Source organism: Pseudomonas sp. MWU13-2105 (assembly GCF_023242315.1).
GTDB lineage: Bacteria > Pseudomonadota > Gammaproteobacteria > Pseudomonadales > Pseudomonadaceae > Aquipseudomonas.
Window position 1 is genome coordinate 124,266 of the sequence record NZ_JALLIY010000001.1, and the last position, 20,328, is coordinate 144,593.

General features: G+C 63.1%; 17 protein-coding genes and 1 pseudogene. 8 read left to right on the plus strand and 10 right to left on the minus strand.

Annotated elements, in window-relative coordinates:
- Positions 1 to 36: 36 nt before the first annotated feature.
- Positions 37 to 1,938, minus strand: a complete 1,902-nt coding sequence (locus M5B96_RS00635) for a potassium transporter Kup (RefSeq protein WP_248794590.1) — start codon at positions 1,936 to 1,938, stop codon at positions 37 to 39.
- 300 nt (positions 1,939 to 2,238) lie between these two features.
- On the opposite strand from M5B96_RS00635, the gene rimO reads away from it, so the two are divergent.
- The 5 genes from rimO (at position 2,239) to M5B96_RS00660 (ending at position 6,348) form a co-directional block, all read left to right on the plus strand.
- Positions 2,239 to 3,576, plus strand: a complete 1,338-nt coding sequence (gene rimO / locus M5B96_RS00640) for a 30S ribosomal protein S12 methylthiotransferase RimO (protein WP_248794591.1) — start codon at positions 2,239 to 2,241, stop codon at positions 3,574 to 3,576.
- Between the two features lie 102 nt (positions 3,577 to 3,678).
- Positions 3,679 to 4,128 carry a GNAT family N-acetyltransferase gene (locus M5B96_RS00645; RefSeq protein WP_248794592.1) on the plus strand — a complete coding sequence of 150 codons (450 nt, stop codon included), beginning with the start codon at positions 3,679 to 3,681 and terminating at the stop codon, positions 4,126 to 4,128.
- Between the two features lie 118 nt (positions 4,129 to 4,246).
- Positions 4,247 to 4,957, plus strand: a complete 711-nt coding sequence (locus tag M5B96_RS00650) for an rRNA pseudouridine synthase (RefSeq protein WP_248794593.1) — start codon at positions 4,247 to 4,249, stop codon at positions 4,955 to 4,957.
- Positions 4,958 to 5,011: 54 nt separating this feature from the next.
- Positions 5,012 to 5,473 carry a DUF1456 family protein gene (locus tag M5B96_RS00655; protein WP_248794594.1) on the plus strand — a complete coding sequence of 154 codons (462 nt, stop codon included), beginning with the start codon at positions 5,012 to 5,014 and terminating at the stop codon, positions 5,471 to 5,473.
- A gap of 104 nt (positions 5,474 to 5,577) precedes the next feature.
- Positions 5,578 to 6,348: an SDR family oxidoreductase gene (locus M5B96_RS00660; protein ID WP_248794595.1), complete on the plus strand. Its 771-nt coding sequence runs from the start codon at positions 5,578 to 5,580 to the stop codon at positions 6,346 to 6,348.
- A gap of 248 nt (positions 6,349 to 6,596) precedes the next feature.
- Here the strand turns inward: M5B96_RS00660 and M5B96_RS00665 are convergent, their stop codons facing one another.
- Positions 6,597 to 7,694, minus strand: a complete 1,098-nt coding sequence (locus M5B96_RS00665; RefSeq protein WP_248794952.1) for a PLP-dependent cysteine synthase family protein — start codon at positions 7,692 to 7,694, stop codon at positions 6,597 to 6,599.
- Between the two features lie 316 nt (positions 7,695 to 8,010).
- On the opposite strand from M5B96_RS00665, the gene nhaA reads away from it, so the two are divergent.
- Positions 8,011 to 9,201 (plus strand): Na+/H+ antiporter NhaA, encoded by a 1,191-nt coding sequence (gene nhaA / locus M5B96_RS00670; RefSeq protein ID WP_248794596.1) that lies wholly within the window; start codon positions 8,011 to 8,013, stop codon positions 9,199 to 9,201.
- Between the two features lie 232 nt (positions 9,202 to 9,433).
- Here the strand turns inward: nhaA and M5B96_RS00675 are convergent, their stop codons facing one another.
- Complete coding sequence (locus M5B96_RS00675) at positions 9,434 to 9,898, minus strand: glycine zipper 2TM domain-containing protein (RefSeq protein ID WP_103496413.1); 465 nt, start codon at positions 9,896 to 9,898, stop codon at positions 9,434 to 9,436.
- Between the two features lie 229 nt (positions 9,899 to 10,127).
- Between M5B96_RS00675 and M5B96_RS00680 the strand changes: the two are divergent.
- A pseudogene (locus M5B96_RS00680) lies at positions 10,128 to 10,355 on the plus strand (hypothetical protein); the annotation flags it as partial.
- 92 nt (positions 10,356 to 10,447) lie between these two features.
- Here M5B96_RS00680 and pdxH read toward each other — a convergent pair.
- The 5 genes from pdxH to dinG all read right to left on the minus strand — a co-directional run bounded on the left by pdxH (position 10,448) and on the right by dinG (position 18,506).
- Positions 10,448 to 11,095 carry a pyridoxamine 5'-phosphate oxidase gene (gene pdxH / locus M5B96_RS00685; RefSeq protein WP_248794597.1) on the minus strand — a complete coding sequence of 216 codons (648 nt, stop codon included), beginning with the start codon at positions 11,093 to 11,095 and terminating at the stop codon, positions 10,448 to 10,450.
- Between the two features lie 25 nt (positions 11,096 to 11,120).
- Positions 11,121 to 12,362, minus strand: coding sequence for an OmpA family protein (locus M5B96_RS00690; protein WP_248794598.1), 1,242 nt, complete (start codon positions 12,360 to 12,362; stop codon positions 11,121 to 11,123).
- Between the two features lie 111 nt (positions 12,363 to 12,473).
- Positions 12,474 to 13,619 carry a serine hydrolase domain-containing protein gene (locus M5B96_RS00695; RefSeq protein ID WP_248794599.1) on the minus strand — a complete coding sequence of 382 codons (1,146 nt, stop codon included), beginning with the start codon at positions 13,617 to 13,619 and terminating at the stop codon, positions 12,474 to 12,476.
- 281 nt (positions 13,620 to 13,900) lie between these two features.
- Positions 13,901 to 16,264, minus strand: coding sequence for a beta-galactosidase (locus tag M5B96_RS00700; protein WP_248794600.1), 2,364 nt, complete (start codon positions 16,262 to 16,264; stop codon positions 13,901 to 13,903).
- Positions 16,265 to 16,361: 97 nt separating this feature from the next.
- The gene (gene dinG / locus M5B96_RS00705) at positions 16,362 to 18,506 is read right to left on the minus strand and encodes an ATP-dependent DNA helicase DinG (RefSeq protein WP_248794601.1); all 2,145 of its coding nucleotides are present in this window, start codon (positions 18,504 to 18,506) and stop codon (positions 16,362 to 16,364) included.
- Positions 18,507 to 18,605: 99 nt separating this feature from the next.
- On the opposite strand from dinG, the gene M5B96_RS00710 reads away from it, so the two are divergent.
- Complete coding sequence (locus M5B96_RS00710; RefSeq protein WP_248794602.1) at positions 18,606 to 19,070, plus strand: CopD family protein; 465 nt, start codon at positions 18,606 to 18,608, stop codon at positions 19,068 to 19,070.
- A 153-nt stretch (positions 19,071 to 19,223) separates the two neighbouring features.
- Here the strand turns inward: M5B96_RS00710 and M5B96_RS00715 are convergent, their stop codons facing one another.
- Positions 19,224 to 19,982: a collagen-like protein gene (locus M5B96_RS00715; protein WP_248794603.1), complete on the minus strand. Its 759-nt coding sequence runs from the start codon at positions 19,980 to 19,982 to the stop codon at positions 19,224 to 19,226.
- Entirely contained in the window at positions 19,975 to 20,253 is a 279-nt protein-coding gene (locus M5B96_RS00720; protein WP_248794604.1) for a DUF1145 domain-containing protein, read from the minus strand. The genes M5B96_RS00715 and M5B96_RS00720 overlap by 8 nt, the downstream gene beginning before the upstream one ends.
- Positions 20,254 to 20,328 lie beyond the last annotated feature (75 nt).

Genomic DNA, 20,328 nt, shown 5'->3' on the forward strand with positions numbered 1-20,328 from the left:
CACAAGGCAACGGGGGCTTTTTCATATCCGCGACTATCAGATCTCGACCTGGGTCCCCAGCTCGATCACCCGGTTCACCGGCAGCTTGAAAAAGCGCAGGTTACCGTTGGCATTCTTCAGCATGAAGGCGAACAGGCTCTCCCGCCAGCGCGCCATGCCGACGATCTTCGACGCGATCACCGTCTCACGGCTGAGGAAGTAGGTGGTGCGCATCGGACTGAAATCCAGATCGTCCAGATGGCACAGTTTCAGCGCCTGCGGCACATCCGGCTCATCGATAAAGCCGAAGTGCAGGATGACCCGGAAGAACCCCTCTCCATAAGAGTCGACCTCAAACCGCCGCTGTGCCGGGACCCGTGGAATATCTTCATAGACCACCGTCAGCAACACCACCTGCTCATGCAGCACCTGGTTGTGCAGCAAGTTGTGCAACAACGCATGAGGCACCGCATCCGGCCGCGCGGTGAGGAACACCGCCGTACCCTGCACCCGATGGGGCGGCTGCACGCGAATACTGCCGATAAAGATCGGCAACGGCAGGCCACCCTCGTCGAGGCGGTCCATCAGCAGCTCCTTGCCGCGCTTCCAGGTGGTCATGAGGATAAACAGCACGATCCCCGCCAACACCGGAAAGGCACCGCCCTGGACGATCTTGGGCACGTTGGCGGCGAAGAACAGCCCGTCCACCAGCAGGAAGCCCACCAGGATCGGCACGGTCAGGATCGGCGACCATTTCCACAGCAGCAACATCACCGCCGCCACCAGGATACTGGTGATCAGCATGGTCCCGGTCACCGCCACACCATAAGCCGAGGCCAGGGCGTTGGACGAGCCGAAACCGATGACCAGCAGGATTACGCCGATCATCAGGGTCCAGTTCACCGCACCGATGTAGATCTGCCCCTGCTCGGCACTCGAAGTGTGCTGGATATGCATGCGCGGGATGTAGCCCAACTGGATCGCCTGACGGGTCAGGGAGAACGCCCCGGAGATCACCGCCTGGGAAGCGATCACCGTCGCCAGGGTCGACAACACCACCAGCGGCACCAACGCCCAGGCCGGCGCCAGCAGGTAGAAGGGGTTGCGCGCCGCGTCCGGCGCTTCCAGCAGCAAGGCGCCCTGGCCGAAGTAGTTCAGCACCAGCGCCGGCAGCACCAGGGCGAACCAGGCGCGGGCGATCGGCTTGCGACCGAAGTGCCCCATGTCGGCGTACAAGGCTTCGGCACCGGTCAACGCCAGCACCACGGCACCGAGAATCGCCACGCCCATGCCCGGATGATTGGTAAAGAATCGCACGCCCCACATCGGGTTCAACGCGCTCAGCACTTCAGGGTGCCGAGCAACACCATAGCCGCCCATGATCCCCAGCACGACGAACCACGCCACCATCACCGGCCCGAACAGCTTGCCAATACTCGCGGTACCGTGTTTCTGGATCAGGAACAACGCCACCAGCACCACCAACGACAGTGGTACCACCCAGTGCTCCAGGCCATCGAAGGCAATCTCCAGGCCCTCGACCGCTGACAACACCGAAATGGCCGGGGTAATCATGCTGTCGCCATAGAACAATGCCGCGCCGATCAAGCCGAGGACCACCAGCGTCGACTGCAATTTCGGGTAGGACGCCGAGGCCCGCCGCGCCAGCGCGGTCAGGGCCATGATCCCACCCTCACCCTGGTTGTCGGCGCGCAGGATGAACAACACGTACTTGATCGACACCACCCAGATCAGCGACCAGAAGATCAGTGCCAGGATCCCGAAGACACCGTCCTGGTTGACCTGCACCCCGTAACCACCAGTGAACACCTCCTTGAGGGTATATAACGGGCTGGTGCCGATGTCGCCGTACACCACCCCTACCGCCGCTACCAGCATGCCCAACGGCTTCGCCGTCGAGTGCCCGACCTGCCCCTCACTCACTGCCTGACCACCCATCAACTACTCCTACACCCCGGACTAAGGCTTCTTTCAAGAAGCACTATGCTTTTTTGTGCAGCATGCGCTGTTTTTCTTACAGTTGCCGACGATTTATAAGTCATCGATTATTTGAAACAAAAAATGACAGCGACTCGCATCGGGCGAAGCATAGCGCAGCACTCGTCGCATTTCCCTGCATAAAGCTGGTCAAGTGCCTCGGCCATCGCTAGAATTGCGCACTTTTTGATCAGAGGCGCAACAGCGCCCACGCGACGCCCTTGTCCCAAGCGGCTCGACACCCTATTACCGAGGTTAGACATGTCCACCCCTACCGCGCCAGCCAACCCCAAGGTCGGCTTCGTATCCCTGGGTTGCCCGAAAGCACTGGTCGACTCCGAGCGCATCCTTACGCAATTGCGCATGGAAGGCTATGACGTGGTGTCCACCTACCAGGACGCCGATGTCGTGGTGGTCAACACCTGCGGCTTTATCGACAGCGCCAAGGCCGAGTCCCTGGAAGTGATCGGCGAAGCCATCAAGGAAAACGGCAAGGTGATCGTCACCGGCTGCATGGGCGTCGAAGAAGGCAACATCCGCAAGGTCCACCCCAGCGTGCTGGCCGTGAGCGGCCCGCAGCAGTACGAACAGGTGGTCAATGCCGTGCACCAGGTGGTGCCGCCGCGCCAGGATCACAACCCGCTGATCGACCTCGTGCCGCCGCAAGGCATCAAGCTGACCCCGCGCCACTACGCATACCTGAAGATTTCCGAAGGCTGCAACCACAGCTGCAGCTTCTGCATCATCCCGTCGATGCGCGGCAAGCTGGTCAGCCGTCCGGTGGGTGACGTCCTCGACGAGGCCCAGCGCCTGGTCAAGTCCGGGGTCAAGGAACTGCTGGTGATCTCACAGGACACCAGCGCCTATGGCGTCGACGTGAAGTACCGCACCGGTTTCTGGAACGGCGCGCCGGTGAAAACCCGCATGACCGAGTTGTGCGAAGCCCTCGGCACGCTGGGGGTTTGGGTGCGCCTGCACTACGTCTACCCGTACCCGCATGTCGACGAACTGATCCCGCTGATGGCGGCCGGCAAGATCCTGCCGTACCTGGACATCCCGTTCCAGCACGCCAGCCCGAAAGTGCTCAAGTCGATGAAACGCCCGGCGTTCGAAGACAAGACCCTGGCGCGGATCAAGAGCTGGCGGGAAATCTGCCCGGACCTGATCATCCGTTCGACCTTTATCGTCGGTTTCCCCGGCGAAACCGAGGAAGACTTCCAGTACCTGCTCGACTGGCTGACCGAAGCCCAGCTCGACCGCGTCGGCTGCTTCCAGTACTCACCGGTGGAAGGCGCGCCGGCCAACGACCTCGGCCTGGACGTGGTCCCGGATGAGGTCAAGCAGGAGCGCTGGGAGCGCTTCATGGCCCATCAACAGGCCATCAGCAGCGCCCGCCTGCAACTGCGCATCGGCCGCGAGATCGAGGTACTGATCGACGAAGTCGACGAACAAGGCGCGGTCGGCCGTTGCTTCTTCGACGCCCCGGAAATCGACGGCAACGTGTTCATCGAAGGTGCCGGCGATCTCAAGCCCGGCGACAAGGTCTGGTGCCGCGTCACCGACGCCGACGAATACGACCTCTGGGCGGAAACGATCTAAGCTGTAAATAAACTGAAAAGCCCCGCTCTTTCAACGAGATGCGGGGCTTTTTTACGGCTATAGTCTGGCTCATGAACAACCGTGACGGAAGGAATCTGCTGCATGCGCCAGCTCCCGGTGATCCAAACCCCCAAGCCCGGTGACTACCCGGAACTGGCCCGACTCTGGGAAGCCTCGGTGCGCGCCACCCATGACTTCCTGCCGGACAGCTACATCGAACTGCTGAAGAATATGCTGCTGACCCACTACTTGGATGCGGTCATGTTGATCTGCACCCGCGATTCGCGCCAGCGCATCACCGGGTTTGCCGGGGTCGCGGCGGGCAAGGTCGAAATGTTGTTTATCGCCCCGCAGGCACGCGGCACGGGCCTGGGCAAACAGCTGCTGCGCTACGCTATCGAACACCTGAATGCCGATGAACTGGACGTCAACGAACAAAACTCCCAGGCGGTCGGCTTCTACTTCAAGCAGGGCTTCGAAGTGATCGGGCGCTCGGAAAAGGATGGCATGGGCCAGCCCTATCCTCTGTTGCATCTGCGTCTGAAACGCTGATCAACCCGAGCCTCCCCCACAGGGTTCGCGCCCTCCACGAGCCCTGCGACAAATGTTGCCGGGCTTAACCGGCGCCAGGCAGGTACAATAGCCGCCCCCCTTTTTTACGGCCGCCGTCATGTCTGAACCCACTCGCCTTTCCAAACGCCTGATCGAGCTGGTCGGCTGCTCCCGTCGGGAGGCCGAACTGTTCATCGAAGGCGGCTGGGTCACGGTCGACGGCGAAGTCATCGACGAACCACAGTTCAAGGTCGCGGACCAGAAAGTCGCACTCGATCCCGAAGCCAAGGCCACCGCTCCGGAGCCGGTGACCCTGCTGCTGCACCAACCAGCCGGCCTGGACCTCGACGCGGCCATGCAACTGCTGCGCGCCGAAACGCTCTCCGAGGAACACCGCTATGGCAAGCGCCCGCTCAAGGGGCATTTCCTGCGCCTGACCGCCGGCGCCGATCTGCAAGCCGGCGCCAGTGGCCTGGTGGTGTTCACCCAGGACTGGAAGATCCTCCGCAAGCTCACCGCCGACACCGCCAAGATCGAGCAGGAGTATGTGGTGGAAGTCAGCGGCGACATCGTCGAGCACGGCCTCAACCGCCTGAGCCATGGCCTGACCTACAAGGGCCGCGAGCTGCCCGCGGTGAAAGCCAGCTGGCAGAACGAAAATCGCCTGCGTTTCGCGATGAAAAACCCGCAACCGGGGGTGATCGCGCTGTTTTGCCAGGCAGTCGGGCTCAAGGTCGTATCCGTCCGGCGGATCCGCATCGGCGGCGTCTCCATCGGCAAGGTGCCCGTGGGTCAATGGCGTTATCTGTCGACCAAGGAAAAATTCTAATCGCCTTTTCAACGTCGCGCAGATGCGCGGCGTCTACCTCTCAGGATGCTTCCCATGATTCACAACGACGTACTGCGTAGCGTGCGCTACATGCTCGACATCAGCGACAACAAGGTCGTCGAGATCATCAAGCTGACCGGCTTCGAAGTGGCCAAGGCCGATGTCATCACCTACCTGAAAAAGGATGAGGAAGAAGGCTTCGTGCATTGCCCGGACGAGGTCATGGCACATTTTCTCGATGGCCTGGTGATCTTCAAGCGGGGTAAGGACGAAAGCCGTGCGCCGCTACCGGTCGAACTGCCGGTGACCAACAACATCATCCTGAAGAAGCTGCGGGTCGCCTTTGAACTCAAGGAAGACGACATGCACGCCATTCTCAAGGCCGCCGAGTTCCCGGTGTCCAAGCCCGAGCTGAGCGCGCTGTTCCGCAAGTTCGGTCACACCAACTACCGCCCCTGCGGCGACCAGCTGCTGCGCAACTTCCTCAAGGGCCTGACCCTGCGCGTTCGCGGCTGATCCGCGGCATCGTGCATGGCGCATCATTGCGCCGCCCAATAGTGGCTCCGCTTTTGACTCCTGACGGCTAGGGTATCGACACCTTTTCGCACTCAGGAATCGCCATGCACCCTTACTTCTCCCTGCAAGGCCGCACCGCGCTGGTGACCGGCGGTACCCGCGGCATCGGCAAGATGATTGCCAAGGCCTTTGTCGAGGCCGGTGCCCAGGTCTATATCTGTGCGCGGGATGCCGAAGCCTGCCAGCAGACCGCCGATGAACTCGGCGCCCTGGGTCACTGCCAGGCGCTGGCCGCCAACCTGGCGACCGAGGAAGGCGTGGCGGAGTTGGCGACACGCCTGGCCGCAAAGATCGATCGGCTGGATATCCTCGTCAACAACGCCGGTACCACCTGGGGTGCGCCGCTGGAAAGCTACCCGATCAAAGGCTGGGAAAAGGTCATGCAACTGAACGTGACCTCGGTCTTCAACTGCATCCAGCAATTCCTGCCGTTGTTGCGCAAGGCCGGTTCGGTGGAGAGCCCGGCGCGAATCATCAATATCGGTTCGGTCGCGGGGATTTCCTCGTTCGGCGAACAGGCCTATGCCTACGGTCCGAGCAAGGCCGCCTTGCACCAGTTGTCACGGATCCTGGCGCGGGAACTGGTCAGCCAGCACATCAATGTCAATGTGATCGCGCCGGGGCGTTTCCCGAGCAAGATGACCCAACATATAGGCAACGATGAGCAGGCATTGGCCGAAGACACGGCGTTGATTCCGATGAAACGCTGGGGCCGCGAGGAAGAGATGGCGGCACTGGCGATCAGTCTGGCGAGCACCGCCGGGGCTTATATGACGGGCAATATCATCCCGCTGGATGGCGGCTTCAGCCTGTAACGCCAGGAACGGTCGGACGCTGATTTGTGGTGAGTGGGCTTGCCCACGCTGGGTCGCGGAGCGGCCCCAAAACCAGCTATCGCGGTCTACCTGACACACCTGGTTCTCCGGTTTCAGGGGGCTTCGCCCCCAGCGCGGGCAAGCCCGCTCGCCACAAGATCGGGCCCGGCTTCAAAAGTCCTTAACTGGATACTGCCGGGACAAGCCCACTCGCCACAAATCTCATCGATCCGGAAACCCTGAGCGAATCAGATCCCCGCCCGCAACACGCTCTCGGGCAACGCCTCGCCGCGTTCGACGCTGGCTGCCACGGTCGCGACCAGGTCGTCCAGTTCATAGCCCTGGGCCTTCAGCCACTGCGCATCGTAGTAGGTGGTGGCATAACGCTCACCGCCGTCGCAGAGGATCGCCACGATCGAACCGCTCTCCCCCGCCTCGACCATCTGCCGTGCCGCCATCAGCGCACCGATCAGGTTGGTACCACTGGAACCGCCGACCCGCCGACCCAAACGCTGCGCCAGGTAATGCATGGCGGCCAGGGACAAGGCATCCGGCACCTTGACCATGGCATCGATCACCTTGGGCAGGAACGACGCCTCGACCCGCGGACGGCCGATCCCTTCGATGCGCGAACCGCAGTCCAGGCGCAGGCCGGCGTCCCCCGTCTGGTAAAAGTCGAAGAACACCGAACGCTCGGCATCGGCGCACAACACTCGGGTGCAATGCTGGCGATAGCGCACATAACGACCGAGGGTCGCGGTGGTGCCGCCGGTACCGGGGCTGGAAATCAACCAGCTCGGTTCCGGGTAACGCTCAAAACGCAGTTGCTGGAAAATCGACTCGGCAATGTTGTTGTTCGCCCGCCAGTCGGTGGCCCGTTCGGCGTAGGTGAACTGGTCCATGAAATGACCGCCGCTCTCCCGGGCCAGGCGCTCGGACTCGGCATAGATTTGCGTCGGGTCCTGCACCAGGTGGCTCTGGCCGCCGTAGAAGGCGATCTGCGCGATCTTTTCCTGGGAGGTGGTGGCCGGCATCACCGCGATAAACGGCAAGCCCAGCAGGCGCGCGAAATAGGCTTCGGAGATCGCCGTCGAACCGCTGGACGCCTCGATCACCGGCGCGCCCGGGCGCAGCCAGCCATTGCACAGCGCATAGAGGAACAGCGAGCGGGCCAGGCGGTGCTTGAGGCTGCCGGTCGGATGGCTGGATTCGTCCTTGAAGTACAACTCGATGCCCGGCAGGCCCGGCAGCGGCAAAGGAATCAGGTGGGTGTCGGCACTGCGCTGGAAGTCGGCTTCAATGATCCGGATGGCTTCCCGGGCCCACTGTCGGTTGTCGCTCATGATGGCTACTCGTCTTGGAACGGCGGCGCTCGAAAGCACGGCCGGCTGGTTGCGCCACTGGCTCAGGGGCAAACCGCCAAAGGATAAACAACGATCGGCCCCCTGACAGGTCCCACCGCGATAATCCGTTAACTATAGGAAGTTTCCTACCTACCGCACAGATACAGTGAAGACGCAATTAGACACACAACTGCTAGGCTTTTTGCGATGAGCCCTTCAAGCACCCGCTTATAACAAAAAAGAATATAATTTTTGTTTTAACAACTAACAGTACGGGTTAGGGTGTCCCACCTTTTGAATTAATCGATGGAGAGCGACCTTGCCTCTGCGTAGCACTTTCACCCGTTTCTTCCAGTTGGAAGCTGCCAGCGGCCTGCTATTGATTGCCGCCGCGGCCCTGGCCCTGATCATCAACAACTCGCCGCTGTCGCACCTCTACGCCGGTCTGCTGGACGTGCCGGTGGTGGCCCAGGTCGGCGCCCTGAAAATCGCCAAGCCGCTGCTGCTGTGGATCAACGACGGTCTGATGGCGCTGTTCTTCCTGCTGATCGGCCTTGAGGTCAAGCGCGAACTCCTCGAAGGCCATCTGTCCAAGCCTTCGCAGGTGGTACTGCCGGGGGCCGCGGCCATCGGCGGCATGGTGGTGCCGGCGCTGATCTACTGGTTCCTCAACCGTGACAACCCGGCGGCGCTGGGCGGCTGGGCGATCCCCATGGCCACCGATATCGCCTTCGCCCTCGGGGTGCTGGCCTTGCTCGGCAAGCGGGTGCCGGTGTCGCTGAAACTGTTCCTGATGACCCTGGCGATCATCGACGACCTGGGTGCGATCATCGTCATCGCGATCTTCTACTCCCATGAACTGTCGACACTGTCGCTGGCGCTGGCCGGGGCCTGCCTGGTGGCGCTGATCGCGATGAATCGCCTGGGCGTGGTCAAGCTCGGGCCGTATCTGGTGATCGGCCTGATTCTCTGGGTCTGCGTGCTCAAGAGCGGCGTGCATGCCACATTGGCCGGTGTGACCCTGGCATTCTGCATCCCGCTGCGCACCCGCCACGCCGAAACCTCGCCGCTGTTGAGCCTGGAGCACGCGTTGCATCCCTGGGTGGCGTTCGGCATCCTGCCGCTGTTCGCCTTTGCCAACGCCGGCGTGTCCCTGGCGGGGGTGAACCTGGAGAGCTTTACCCACCATGTGCCGATGGGCATCGCCGCCGGCCTGCTGATCGGCAAGACGGTCGGCGTCTTCGGCCTGACCTGGCTGGCGGTCCGCGCCGGCCTCGCGGCGCTGCCTCACGGCGCCAACTGGGGGCAGTTGTTCGGTGTGGCGATCCTCTGCGGGATAGGTTTCACCATGAGTCTGTTCGTTGGCTCCCTGGCCTTTATGCCGGGTCACAGCGACTATGTGGGCATGGACCGCATGGGCATTCTGACAGGCTCCATCCTCGCGGCGCTGATCGGCTATGCCGTGACGGCGGTGGCCAGCCGCAAGCCTGCGAGCACAGTACCCTTGTAGATACCGGCTGGCCGCCGATGAGGCCCGTGAGCCTTGTACTGCCTGACCGGCTTCCATCGCCGCGGTGCGGCGTTACGGCAAGCCGGCTCCTGCCGGGGTAGCGTTGAGCGGTGTTGCAAGCCAGGATCAAGACGCTACACCGGCAAGGTTCGCGGCAATCTTCAGCGCAGCAGAAAAAGAAAACCCCGACCAGTTGCCTGGCCGGGGTTTCTTTTCAAGGCTGATTGCGAAATCAGTGGGAAACGCGACTGGTGCCACCGACAGTGGAGATACGCACACGCTCGCCAACCCGGAAGATTTCGTTCGGCTGAACTTCCTGCACATAGGCACGCATGCTGCCGTCGTCTTCACGCACGGTGATTTCAACACCCTGGGCGCTGGTCAGACCTTTTTCGGCCATGTTGCCCAGCACGCCACCGGCGACCGCACCGATCACCGCGGTCACGATACTGCCACGGCCACCGCCGATGGCGCTGCCGCCGACGCCGCCGACAATTGCACCGGCACCGGCACCGATAGGCGAGTTGCTGCCTTCGATTTTCACCGGACGCAGCGACTCGATGGTGCCCATGCGAATGGTCTGGACGCGGCGCGCTTCATCACGGGAATAGGAATCGCCAGTCAGGCTGTTGGTGCAACCACCCAGCAACATAGCCATTGTGGAAAAGGAAGCAATCAACAAAACAGACTTACGCATAGGATCAACTCCAAAGGAAATGACTTTAATTAAACTCCGCAGCTTGATCCCTGTCACGGCAGCGCACGGATAAAATGCTTTCATTCAGCGCCAGTACAGCCTCGGCGTCCAAATAAACGGGGACACAGGGTAGCGCGATTTCGATCCGCCTGCCCGGGCTGCCAAGCAGTTGAAACAATCAGCGACAACTGAATCGTTACGACAACGACCCAACTGGCAAAGAATCGACATGGACTACTTGATCATCGTAATCGCTACAGCAGCCGGACTGTATTTCCACGGCTGGCTGTACTTCAGGATCAGACGCTGGACAGACCGCGACCTGGCATTATCGCTAGCGGGAGACAACGAATTATACAAAAAGTTCATGCTGGAACGCCTGGCCGCGGCCAGGGAGCAGAAGGTCAAGCGCCGGGACTTGCAACAATGGCTTGAGGCCGCCGCTGCAAGCTACCCGCTGCAAGAGCGGGAACAACACTTGCCGGGCGGCGATCAGGCGAACGCTGGTTCAGCGTCGCCGGATCGAAACGCTGACGGCTCGGGCAAACGCTAAGGCGCGAGACGCTGGCGCGTCCAGTCCGCGCCGAGCAGACGGTAGTCGAGGCGGTCATGCAGGCGGCTGGCGCGCCCCTGCCAGAACTCGATGCGCTCCGGCAGCAAACGATAACCGCCCCAGTGCTCGGGACAATGAGGTTGTGTATCGCTGAAGCGCGCCTCGGTGTTCCTGAGCAAGCCCTCAAGCTCCGCCCGGTCGGCAATTACCCGACTTTGCGGCGAAGCCCAGGCCCCCAACCGGCTGCCCAGCGGGCGTACCTGGAAGTAGGCGTCCGACTCCCGCGCCGAAACCTTGACCACCCGCCCCTCGATCCGCACCTGGCGCTCAAGGCTCGGCCAGAAAAACGTCATCGCGGCAAAGGGACGGGCCGCCAGTTGTCGGCCCTTGTCGCTTTCGTAGTTGGTGAAGAAGGTAAACCCCGCCTCGTCCAAACCCTTGAGCAACAGGATGCGGCAATGCGGGCGCCCTTCCTCGTCCACCGTCGCCAGGGTCATGGCATTGGCTTCGACGGGCGCCTGCTCGGTCTTCACCGCCTCGGCAAACCACTGGTGGAACAGCGCAAACGGTTCGGCCGGAGCCTGGGCCTCGGTGAGACCGTCACGGGTGTAGTCGCGGCGCATATCCGCCAGGGTTTGAGTCACGGCGCGTTCCTTCTTGGTGGTCAGGTCAGTTCTTGGCCGAGCTGTCGCTGCCGGCGTCTTTCTTCGCCGGCGCCGCAGCCTTGTCCGCTGCTGGCTTGGTCGCGGCTTTCTTGACCGGAGCCTTCTTGTGGACCGGGGCTTTCTTCGCTGCGGCCTTGCCCTTGGTCGTGGCTTTCTTCGCCGCAGGTGCCGGGGCCACCGCCGGCTTCACATCCGCCGCCGCCAACTGGGTGGCTGGAAGCGGAGCCGGAACCGGGATGCTGTATTTGCTCAACAGCGCAACCATGGTGTTCTGCGGCGTCAGGATGATTTCCACGCGACGGTTCAGGGCACGGCCCTCATTGCTGTCGTTGGCGGCACGCGGCATGTCCGCGCCCATGCCACGCAGCATCAGGCGGTCACGATGCAGGCCGCTGAGGCCGAAAATCGCGGCAACGGACTGCGCCCGCTGCTGGCTCAAGGCCTGGGTCGATTCGGCGCTGCTGCTGTTGTCGCCATGGCCGAGGATCAGCACGGCGGTCTTGGGGTCACCCTCGATGGTCTTGGCGATTCGGGTGAAGGGACCGAGGGTCACCGGCATCAACATTTCCGGACGCTTGGGGTTATAGAAACCGTCAACCGGGGCAATCACTACCAGCACGTTCTCACGCCGCTCCAGTTTCAGGGCGCTGTTCTGGATGGCGGTACGCAGACGCGGCTCGTAGTCGTCGAGCCAGGCCTGGGTGATTTTCGGATCCGGCATCGGCACTGCCTTGACCGGCGGCTGAGCGGTTGCCTTGGCCTTGTCCTTGTCCGAACTGCCGAACGGCCACCACCAATGGGTGGCAGGGTCCGCTTGTGGCGCCGGGGTGGTCGCAGCAGCGACCGCCGTGGCCAGTGGCACGGGCTTGTCCTGTGGCTTGGCAGCCGGCGTGGCGGCCTGGGCCGAATCTTTCACAGCGGCCTTGTCGGACGAACCGAACGGCCACCACCAGCTGCTACCGGTATCCGTACTGGCTGCCGGCGCGGCGGCGACGCTTGGAACTGCGGGCGCCACGGCGGCTGCCAGCGGAGCACTGGCTTTGGCGGCTGGCGCGGACGCGGCAGGTTTGGCCGCAAGCTTGGCGGCATCCTTGGACGCGGCTACGGCGGCCGCGGGAGCGGCGGGTGTGCTGGCGCTAGCTGTCGCCGGGGCTTGCGCAATGTCCTTGTCCGCACTTTGTGGAGTTTGCGCGCAACCGGTCACGGTCAGGCAGAGGGCCAGGGCGAGAGACTTGTTCGATGACATTGGATATCCACAAAATGAGATAGAGAAACAAGGGCCGTCAGGCCCTATGGAACAGTGTATTAGAAAGCAAAAAAGTCACAGGGTTCCGGCCTACGACTTTATGTGCGCATTCTACAGACAGCCGGCAAGAATCCGTACTAGCTTCTGTGCCCGCGGGTCCATCAATACATACGGGCCGAGGGTATTGGTGACGAAGCCGAAGGCGACATCGTATTCGGGGTCGGCAAAGCCGACGGAGCCGCCGGCCCCCGGATGGCCGAAGGCCTTGGCCCCGAGGCCGAAGGTGGCGTTGGCCACGTCCGGCTGATCGAGCATGCAGCCCAGGCCGAAACGGGTCTGGGTCAGCAGGGTCTTGTCCATGCCCAGGCTGTGCTGGCGGGTCAGTTCCTCCAGCATATCGGCCTCCAGCAGGCGACCGTCGAGCAGCCCACTGTAGAACCCCGCCAGGCTGCGCGCGTTGCCATGCCCGTTGGCGGCCGGCTGCTGCATGCGCCGCCACTCCGGCTTGTTGGTACTGGTCATGATCGACGGCGGGTTGGTAAACGCCCGGGTGCTCATCGCCTCGGGTTCGCGCATGGTCACTTGCAGCAGGCGCTGGGCCGCCGCATCGCCGAGATTGCCCTTGCCCCGGGCGATATGGGCGACGCGATGGAATTCTGCGTCCGCCAGGCCGACATGGAAGTCCAGCCCCAGCGGCCGGGCAATCCGCGCCACGATGGACTCCCCCGGCCCGCGCCCGTCGGTGCGCCGGAGCAACTCGCCGACCAGCCAGCCATAGGTGATCGCTGCATAGCCATGGCCCTCGCCAGGCGTCCACCAGGGTGTTTCAGCCGCCAGGGCATCGACCATGGTCTGCCAGTTGTACAGCGCCTCGGCGGGCAGCAACTGGCGCAAGGCTGGCAAACCGGCCTGATGGCAAAGCAACTGGCGCAGGGTGATAGCACTCTTGCCGGCGGCGGCGAACTCAGGCCAGTACCGGGCAACCGGAACATCCAGTTGCAACTTGCCCTCGGCCACCAGCTGCAGCGCAGTAACGGCGGTAAAGGTCTTGGTGCAGGAAAACAGGTTGGCGATAGTGTCGCTGTGCCAGGCCTCCGCGCCGTCCTTGTCGGCGGTACCGGCCCAGAGATCGACCACGGTTTCACCGCCGATCTGGACACAGAGCGCCGCGCCGCGCTCCTGGGGATCGTCGAAAAGGGCCGCGAAGGCTTCGCGCACCGCCTCGAATTGAAGTTCGAAATGACCCTGAATCTGCACCCGTGAATCTCCCGCCGCAACACCTTTCAAAATGGCCTGCATTGTTCCAGCGATTGCGGGGTTTGGGAACAGAGTCGAATCAGACAATTCGTAACACCTCGCAAGAATTGCCAGACATTACGCGGGGCACCGTAGGAATTGGAATGCACGACCCAAACACCGCAGAACCTTGTAGGAGCCAGCTTGCTGGCGATGGGGCCCATAAGCCTTGCATCGCCTGTTCGGCCGCTATCGCCAGCAAGTCGACTCCTACAGGAACGGTGTCGATTCAGAATTTCCGATCACTGGCCATTGCCGGAGTGGCCGCCGGAATGCCCGGCACCCTCCCCGCCCGCGCTGCCCGAACGCCCCTTGGCGCCGACGTCATCCTGGCCGATGCCCTTGGCGGCTTTCTGCTGCGCCTCCACCTTGGCTTTCTCGGCTTCCTTGTTGAGCAACGCCAGGGCCTGCAGGTTGCTCTTGCGCACGCTCTCGACAAAGCCTTGAAACGGTACATCGGTCATGCCCACCAGGCCGAAATGCCCGTTTTCGCCGTCCAGCAGGCGCCCCGTCACCGGCTGATCGAGGTACTGGAACCAGTGCACGCCGACAATCGAGGGCTCGGCCACCGCCTGCTTGAGGAACGCGGCATAAGCCGGGCCACGATCTTCTTCCCGGGCCAGTTCCGTCACGCCGCCCCAGAACGGGCCGCGATCCCTCGAACCGAAGTTGAATTCGGTGATCAGCACCGGCTTGTTCAACGCCTCCAACTGGTCGAAGTCGTAACCGTCCTGGGGCTTGAGGGTATAGAAGTTGAAGCTCAGCACGTCGCAGTACTGGGCGCAGGAGGCCACGGCCTCAGGCGTACTGACAGCAAAACGGCCGCCCAGCAGCAGGTGGTTCGGCGCATGCCATTTCAGCGAGTCGGAAATGGTCTTGAAGTAGGTGTCGGCAAACACCTTCTGGAAATATTTCAGGTCCGCCTCGATTTGCGGATACGCGGGATTCGGCAATGGGGCCTCGAAGCCCGGGTCTTCCATCTGCTCCCAGGTCGGAATCTCCACGCCCCAGGCCTTGGACAGGCCCTGCTGGTTGCGGTATTTGTCGCGCAACTGCTTGAGGAAGGCGCGCTTGGCCGGTACGTCGGTGGTCATGCGCAATGTGCCGTAGGCCAGGGCGTAGCGGGATTTCGGATCGTCGCCGTGACCGGCCCAGGCCAGTTCGTTATCGGCGAAATAGCCCACCAGCCAAGGGTCGTCGCGATGATCGCGGGTGGCAATCGCCACCGCGCGCTCGGTGGCCATGGCAAAACGCGGATCGAACGGATCGGGCATGCCGCCCCACCAGTCGCTACCGGTGCTGATGCTGGCGTAGTCGCCGACAATCGACAGCGGCAAGGTGTAAGGCACACGGTCATTCAGGCCCAGGGCCGGATCGCTCCAGTTGCCGATGGTGTTGAAACCCCAGGCCTGCAGGCGGTCCAGGGTGTGTTTCTGCCAGCGCTGGGCATCCAGGCCCGGGGCGCAGGGCACCTTGGGCGCCGCCGGCTCGGCGGGCGCACACGACGAACCATAGGTGCGCTCCAGGTTGGCACCATAGAAATCGAACCAGCGCCCGGACTTGAAGACCCGGCCCTGGGAGGCCCCGGTGCTGATGCTGTTGTCGGCCTTGCCGTAGTAGGCGGCCAGGGGTTCGCCGTCCTTGGGCAGGTCGCTGAACATGCCTTCACGACCGTCGACATAGGTCTGCTGGTCGCGGGCGCTGACGGTATTCACGCCCAGGGAGTAGAACGGATGCCCCTCCGGCGTCACCAGGTACCAGCGACCGTCGTGTTTTTCGGTGCGGAAGAAACCCGTGGCGTCAAATAGCGGCCCCTTGAGCGAACCGCCGAACCTGTCCCGGGCACTGCGTTCGCGCTCGGCCAGCCAGGTCTTGAGTTGCTGGCTTTCCTTGCTCGCGGCGGCCTTGAGCTGATCGTCGCTGCTGATTTTTTCCGGCCATTTGGCCCGGGTGGACTGGCCGTAGCCGTCCACCAGCGAGCTATAGACAGCCTTGACCACATCATCACCGCTCTGCACGCCGAAACGTTCCAGGAGGATGTTCTGGGCCACTTTGGGTGCGTCCATCGACAAGGTCACCGACACCACCTGCTGGCGATTCAGTTCACCCTGGCTGCTGGCCAGCAACACCCGCTGGCCATCAACGGTCATCGGCATCGGCGGACCGGCACGCATGCCCTGGCTCAACGGTGAGCTGGCCTGCAGCGGCACCAGCAAGGTCTGCGCCGGGCCGGCCGGCAAGTCGACGCGACTGGTGAGGGTCTTGCCGTCGCTGCTCTGGATCGTCACATTGAGGGTCAATGCCCAATCCATGGCACTCTGGATCCGCAGGCTCATGGCCCCCGCCTGCGACCAGTCCCAGGCTCCGGTCTGTGGCGTCAGGCGCAGGCTCGGCTGGACGGCCGGGTTGAAGGTGACTCGCCGCAGCACTTCGCCTTCGGCCGTCTGTTCCGCATTGTATTGCGGCAAGCTGGCATCCACGGTTGCCACCTGCACCACATCGGCGGGACGAACGAAGTTGAACAGCGTCTGTTGCCCGGCAGGCGCAGCCCACAGCGGCGCGGCGAACAACAAGGCGAAAACGGCGGGCAGCGTACGGCCAATCATATGAATCAAACTCTCCCTTACGGCCAGTCGGAGGCCAGCGTGGCGCCAAGCGGCGCCATCCGTAGACAACAAAGTTGGTAATTTAACCTACATCACATCAAGAAATTTCTCGCCGGAACGGCGGCAAGGCATTGAGGATGGCTTTACCGTAGCGCTGGGTGACCAAACGCCGGTCGAGCAAGGTGATGATGCCCCGGTCCTCTTCGGTGCGCAGCAGGCGACCGCAGGCCTGGACCAGCTTGAGGGAAGCATCCGGCACGGAGATCTCCATGAACGGATTGCCACCCCGGGCTTCGATCCATTCGGCCAGCGCCGCCTCGACCGGGTCGTCCGGGACCGAGAAGGGAATCTTGGCGATCACCACGTGCTCACAGTAGGCGCCGGGCAAGTCCACCCCTTCGGCGAAGCTCGCCAGGCCGAACAGCACGCTGGAGTCCCCGCCGTCGACCCGGGCCTTGTGCTTGTTGAGGGTCTCCTGCTTCGACAGGTTGCCCTGGATAAACACCTGCTTGCGCCAGTCGCGATCCAGGCCGTCGAACACGTCCTGCATCTGCTTGCGCGAGGAAAACAGCACCAGGGTGCCCTTGGAGCCTTCCACCAGTTCCGGCAGGTCGCGAATGATCGCCGCGGTATGCGCCACGGCGTCGCGGGGATCGGCGTTGAGGTTCGGCACCCGCAGCACACCGGCATCGGCATGATGGAAGGGGCTTGGCACCACCGCCGTCACGGCTTTCTTCGGCAGGCCGGCGCGCATGCGGAAACGCTCGAAGGTACCGAGAGCGGTCAGGGTCGCCGAGGTCACCAGGGCGCCATAGGCCACGTTCCACAGATTGCGCCGGAGCATTTCCGCGGCCAGGATCGGGCTGGCATTGACCTCGATATCAAACAGCGCACCGCTCTCGGCCAGGCTCAACCAGCGCGCCATCGGCGGGTTGTCTTCCGGGTCTTCGGCGGTAAAGGCGGTCCACAGCTCCCAGTTGCCCTGGGCGCGGGACAGCAGGCTGCCGAACAGCGGGTACCATTCTTCGGCCTGATGGCTGGCGATACCGATATTGACCTCGCCATCCATGCCTTCCTTGAGCAGCTCGGTCAGGCGGGTGAAGAGGTCGTTGAGGCGGGCGAAGCCTTTTTTCAGCTCGATGCCCATCTCACGGATATGCTCCGGAATCACCCCGCCGACGAAGCGATGGCGCGGTCGCTCGCGACCCTCGGTGTCTTCGCCGGTCTTGAAGTCGGCCAACTGCTCGCAGGCGCTGAACATGAACTGCTGGTGGGTCTTGATCTCCCGCGCCAGTTCCGGCACCTGTTCGATCAGCTTGCCCAGGTCGCCCGGCAGCGGATGCTGGGCCAGCAGCTTGGTCAGGTTCTTGGCGGTCTGCTCCAGCCAGTCGGCGGTGGAGCGCAAGCGCGTGTAGTGGGCGAAGTGGCCGATGGCCTTGTCCGGCAGGTGGTGTCCTTCGTCGAACACATAGAGGGTGTCGCGCGGGTCGGGGAGCACTGCGCCACCGCCCAGGGCCAGGTCGGCGAGGACCATGTCATGGTTGGTGACGATCACATCGACCTTGCCCATGCCTTCGCGGGCCTTGTAGAAGGCGCACTGGCCGAAGTTCGGGCAATGGCGGTTGGTGCACTGGCTGTGATCGGTGGTCAGGCGCGCCCAATCGGCATCTTCCAGGGCCGCGGGCCAGCTGTCGCGGTCGCCGTCCCATTTATTCCCGGCGAGCTTCTCGATCATGCTGGTGAACAGTTTCTGGCTGGCCTCGTCGACCTCGATGCGGAAGCCTTCCTCTTCGAACAACTGCGCGGTGGCGGTCTGCGCGTGACCTTCCTGCAACAGCATGTCGAGCTTGGACAGGCACATGTAGCGCCCGCGGCCCTTGGCCAGGGCGAAGCTGAAGTTCAAGCCGCTGTTGCGCATCAGGTCGGGCAGGTCCTTGTAGACGATCTGCTCCTGCAGCGCGACGGTGGCGGTGGCGATCACCAGGCGCTTGCCGGCGGCCTTGGCGGTGGGAATCGCCGCCAGGCTGTAGGCCACGGTCTTCCCGGTACCGGTCCCCGCTTCCACCGCGACCACGGCCGGATCGCCGCTGCGCCGGCCCTCGTCATCGGTGTCGATATCGCCGAGGACCTTGGCCACTTCGGCGATCATCAGGCGCTGGCCGTAACGCGGCTTGAGGCTCTTGGCTTCGAGAAAACGCGAGTAGGCGCCCTGGATCGTGGTTTTGAGTTCGGTGCTGATCATGAGTCTTCAGGCGCAAGAAACGCTGGATAAATTTTCAGTGGTTCGAATGGACGGCTATCATACCCCGCTAAACCCTCGCGCGCCGCACGGAGTACCCGAATGACCGTTTTTGCCCTTGTCTACACCCTGCATGTCCTGGCGGCCCTGGTCTGGGTTGGCGGTATGTTCTTCGCCTGGATGATCCTGCGCCCGGCGGCCATGGCCGCGCTGGAGGGACCGGCCCGGCTGAAGCTGTGGGTCCAGGTATTCCAGCGCTTCTTCGTCTGGGTCTGGGTCGCGGTGGTGCTTCTGCCGATCAGCGGCGTGGGCCTGATCCAACTGCGCTTCAGCGGCTTCGAGACCGCACCGCGTTATGTGCAGGTCATGATGGGCCTGTACATCGTGATGGTTGCACTGTTTATTCGTATCCAGTCGTTGCAATTGCCGGAGTTGCGCCAGGCGGTGGCGGCCCAGGACTGGCCGGCGGGTGCGGCGGCGCTGGGACGGATTCGCCGGCTGGTGGGGATCAACCTGCTGGTCGGCTTGGTGCTGGTGGCCATTGCGGCGGCACGGCCGATGTTTTGACTGGAACTGACTGAACGCAGGCGCAAGGCTTCCCACGAACAATCTGGGAACCCGGCTTGCCGGCGATGACGACCGCGAGAGCGACGCAAGACTCGAGGCCCCCTTCGCGAGCAAGCTCTGCTCCTACAGGTCCGCGGTGTTTTTGAGCGCGTGTTACAGACGCTGGACCATCACGCTGCCCGCCGGGCCAATCGGCCCCGGCTTGCCCGCATGGCCCGGACGGCCCGGCTTGCCGCCATCGGTGTCGTAGACAAAGCAGCCCTTGGACTTACCGCCCGCGCCCGGACGTCCCGCTGCTCCGGCAATGCCGCCGTTACCACCGTCGACCAGCACCTGGATCTGCGCCGCCGGATAATCCCGCGGCAACTGCAAGCGAACCTGCGCCCCCGGCGCGCCGGGATGGCCGTCGCCGCCATTGTCGCCGTCCGCACCTTGCCCGGCCGCGCCCCAGGTACAGCCCGGCTCATCGCCATTGGCCCCATCGAGCCCGACATACCCCGGCACGCCGGCACCACCCCGGGCATCCACCGACAGCAAGGGACCGCTGAGCGCATCGATGCGCAGATCCAGGTTACGTCCCGGCGAAGGGGCCCTCTGGTAGGTGCCCGGCGCGCCAACCGCGCTGATCTGGCTACCGCTCCCCAACTCGGCGCGGGTGGCCTTGAGGACAAAGCCCTGCTCGCTCGGCACAATGGCAATACGTGCCGCCTTGCCCAGGTGCAACTCACCGATATTCAGTTGCGTGACACTGGCGGGGACCAGCAAGGTGCCGAAGTCGGCTACGTCCAGGCGCTCCAGTTGCAACACCGAGGTGTTGGCCGGCAGGCGCAGCATGGAATTGGTTTCGACGCTCACGACCTGGGCGAACGCCAGGGGGCTGCACAAGGCAGCCAGCAGACACAGGCTACGCATGTTGGCGCTCCTCACGGGTGGGCAAAGGCAGGATTTGCAGGTGGAACATGCCGAACAGCAGGATCTGCGCGCGGTCGCGCCAGGGATGGGCACGGCCCCGCAGGCTGCCGTTGAACAGCAGTACTTCCAGCAAGTGGGTCAACAACAGCATGCTCCCCGCCAGATCCACCAGGACCCGGAACGGGCTGATCAGCGGCAGCACCAGATTGACCAGCACCACCAGCCAGAACATCAGTGTCAACACCTTCCCCAGCCCCCAAAGCACCTTCATACGCCCCCCTGATGAGTTATTCTTTGGCGCACAGTAAGGCGAGTCAGGGCAGTTTGCCAGTGGCCATTGAAAATT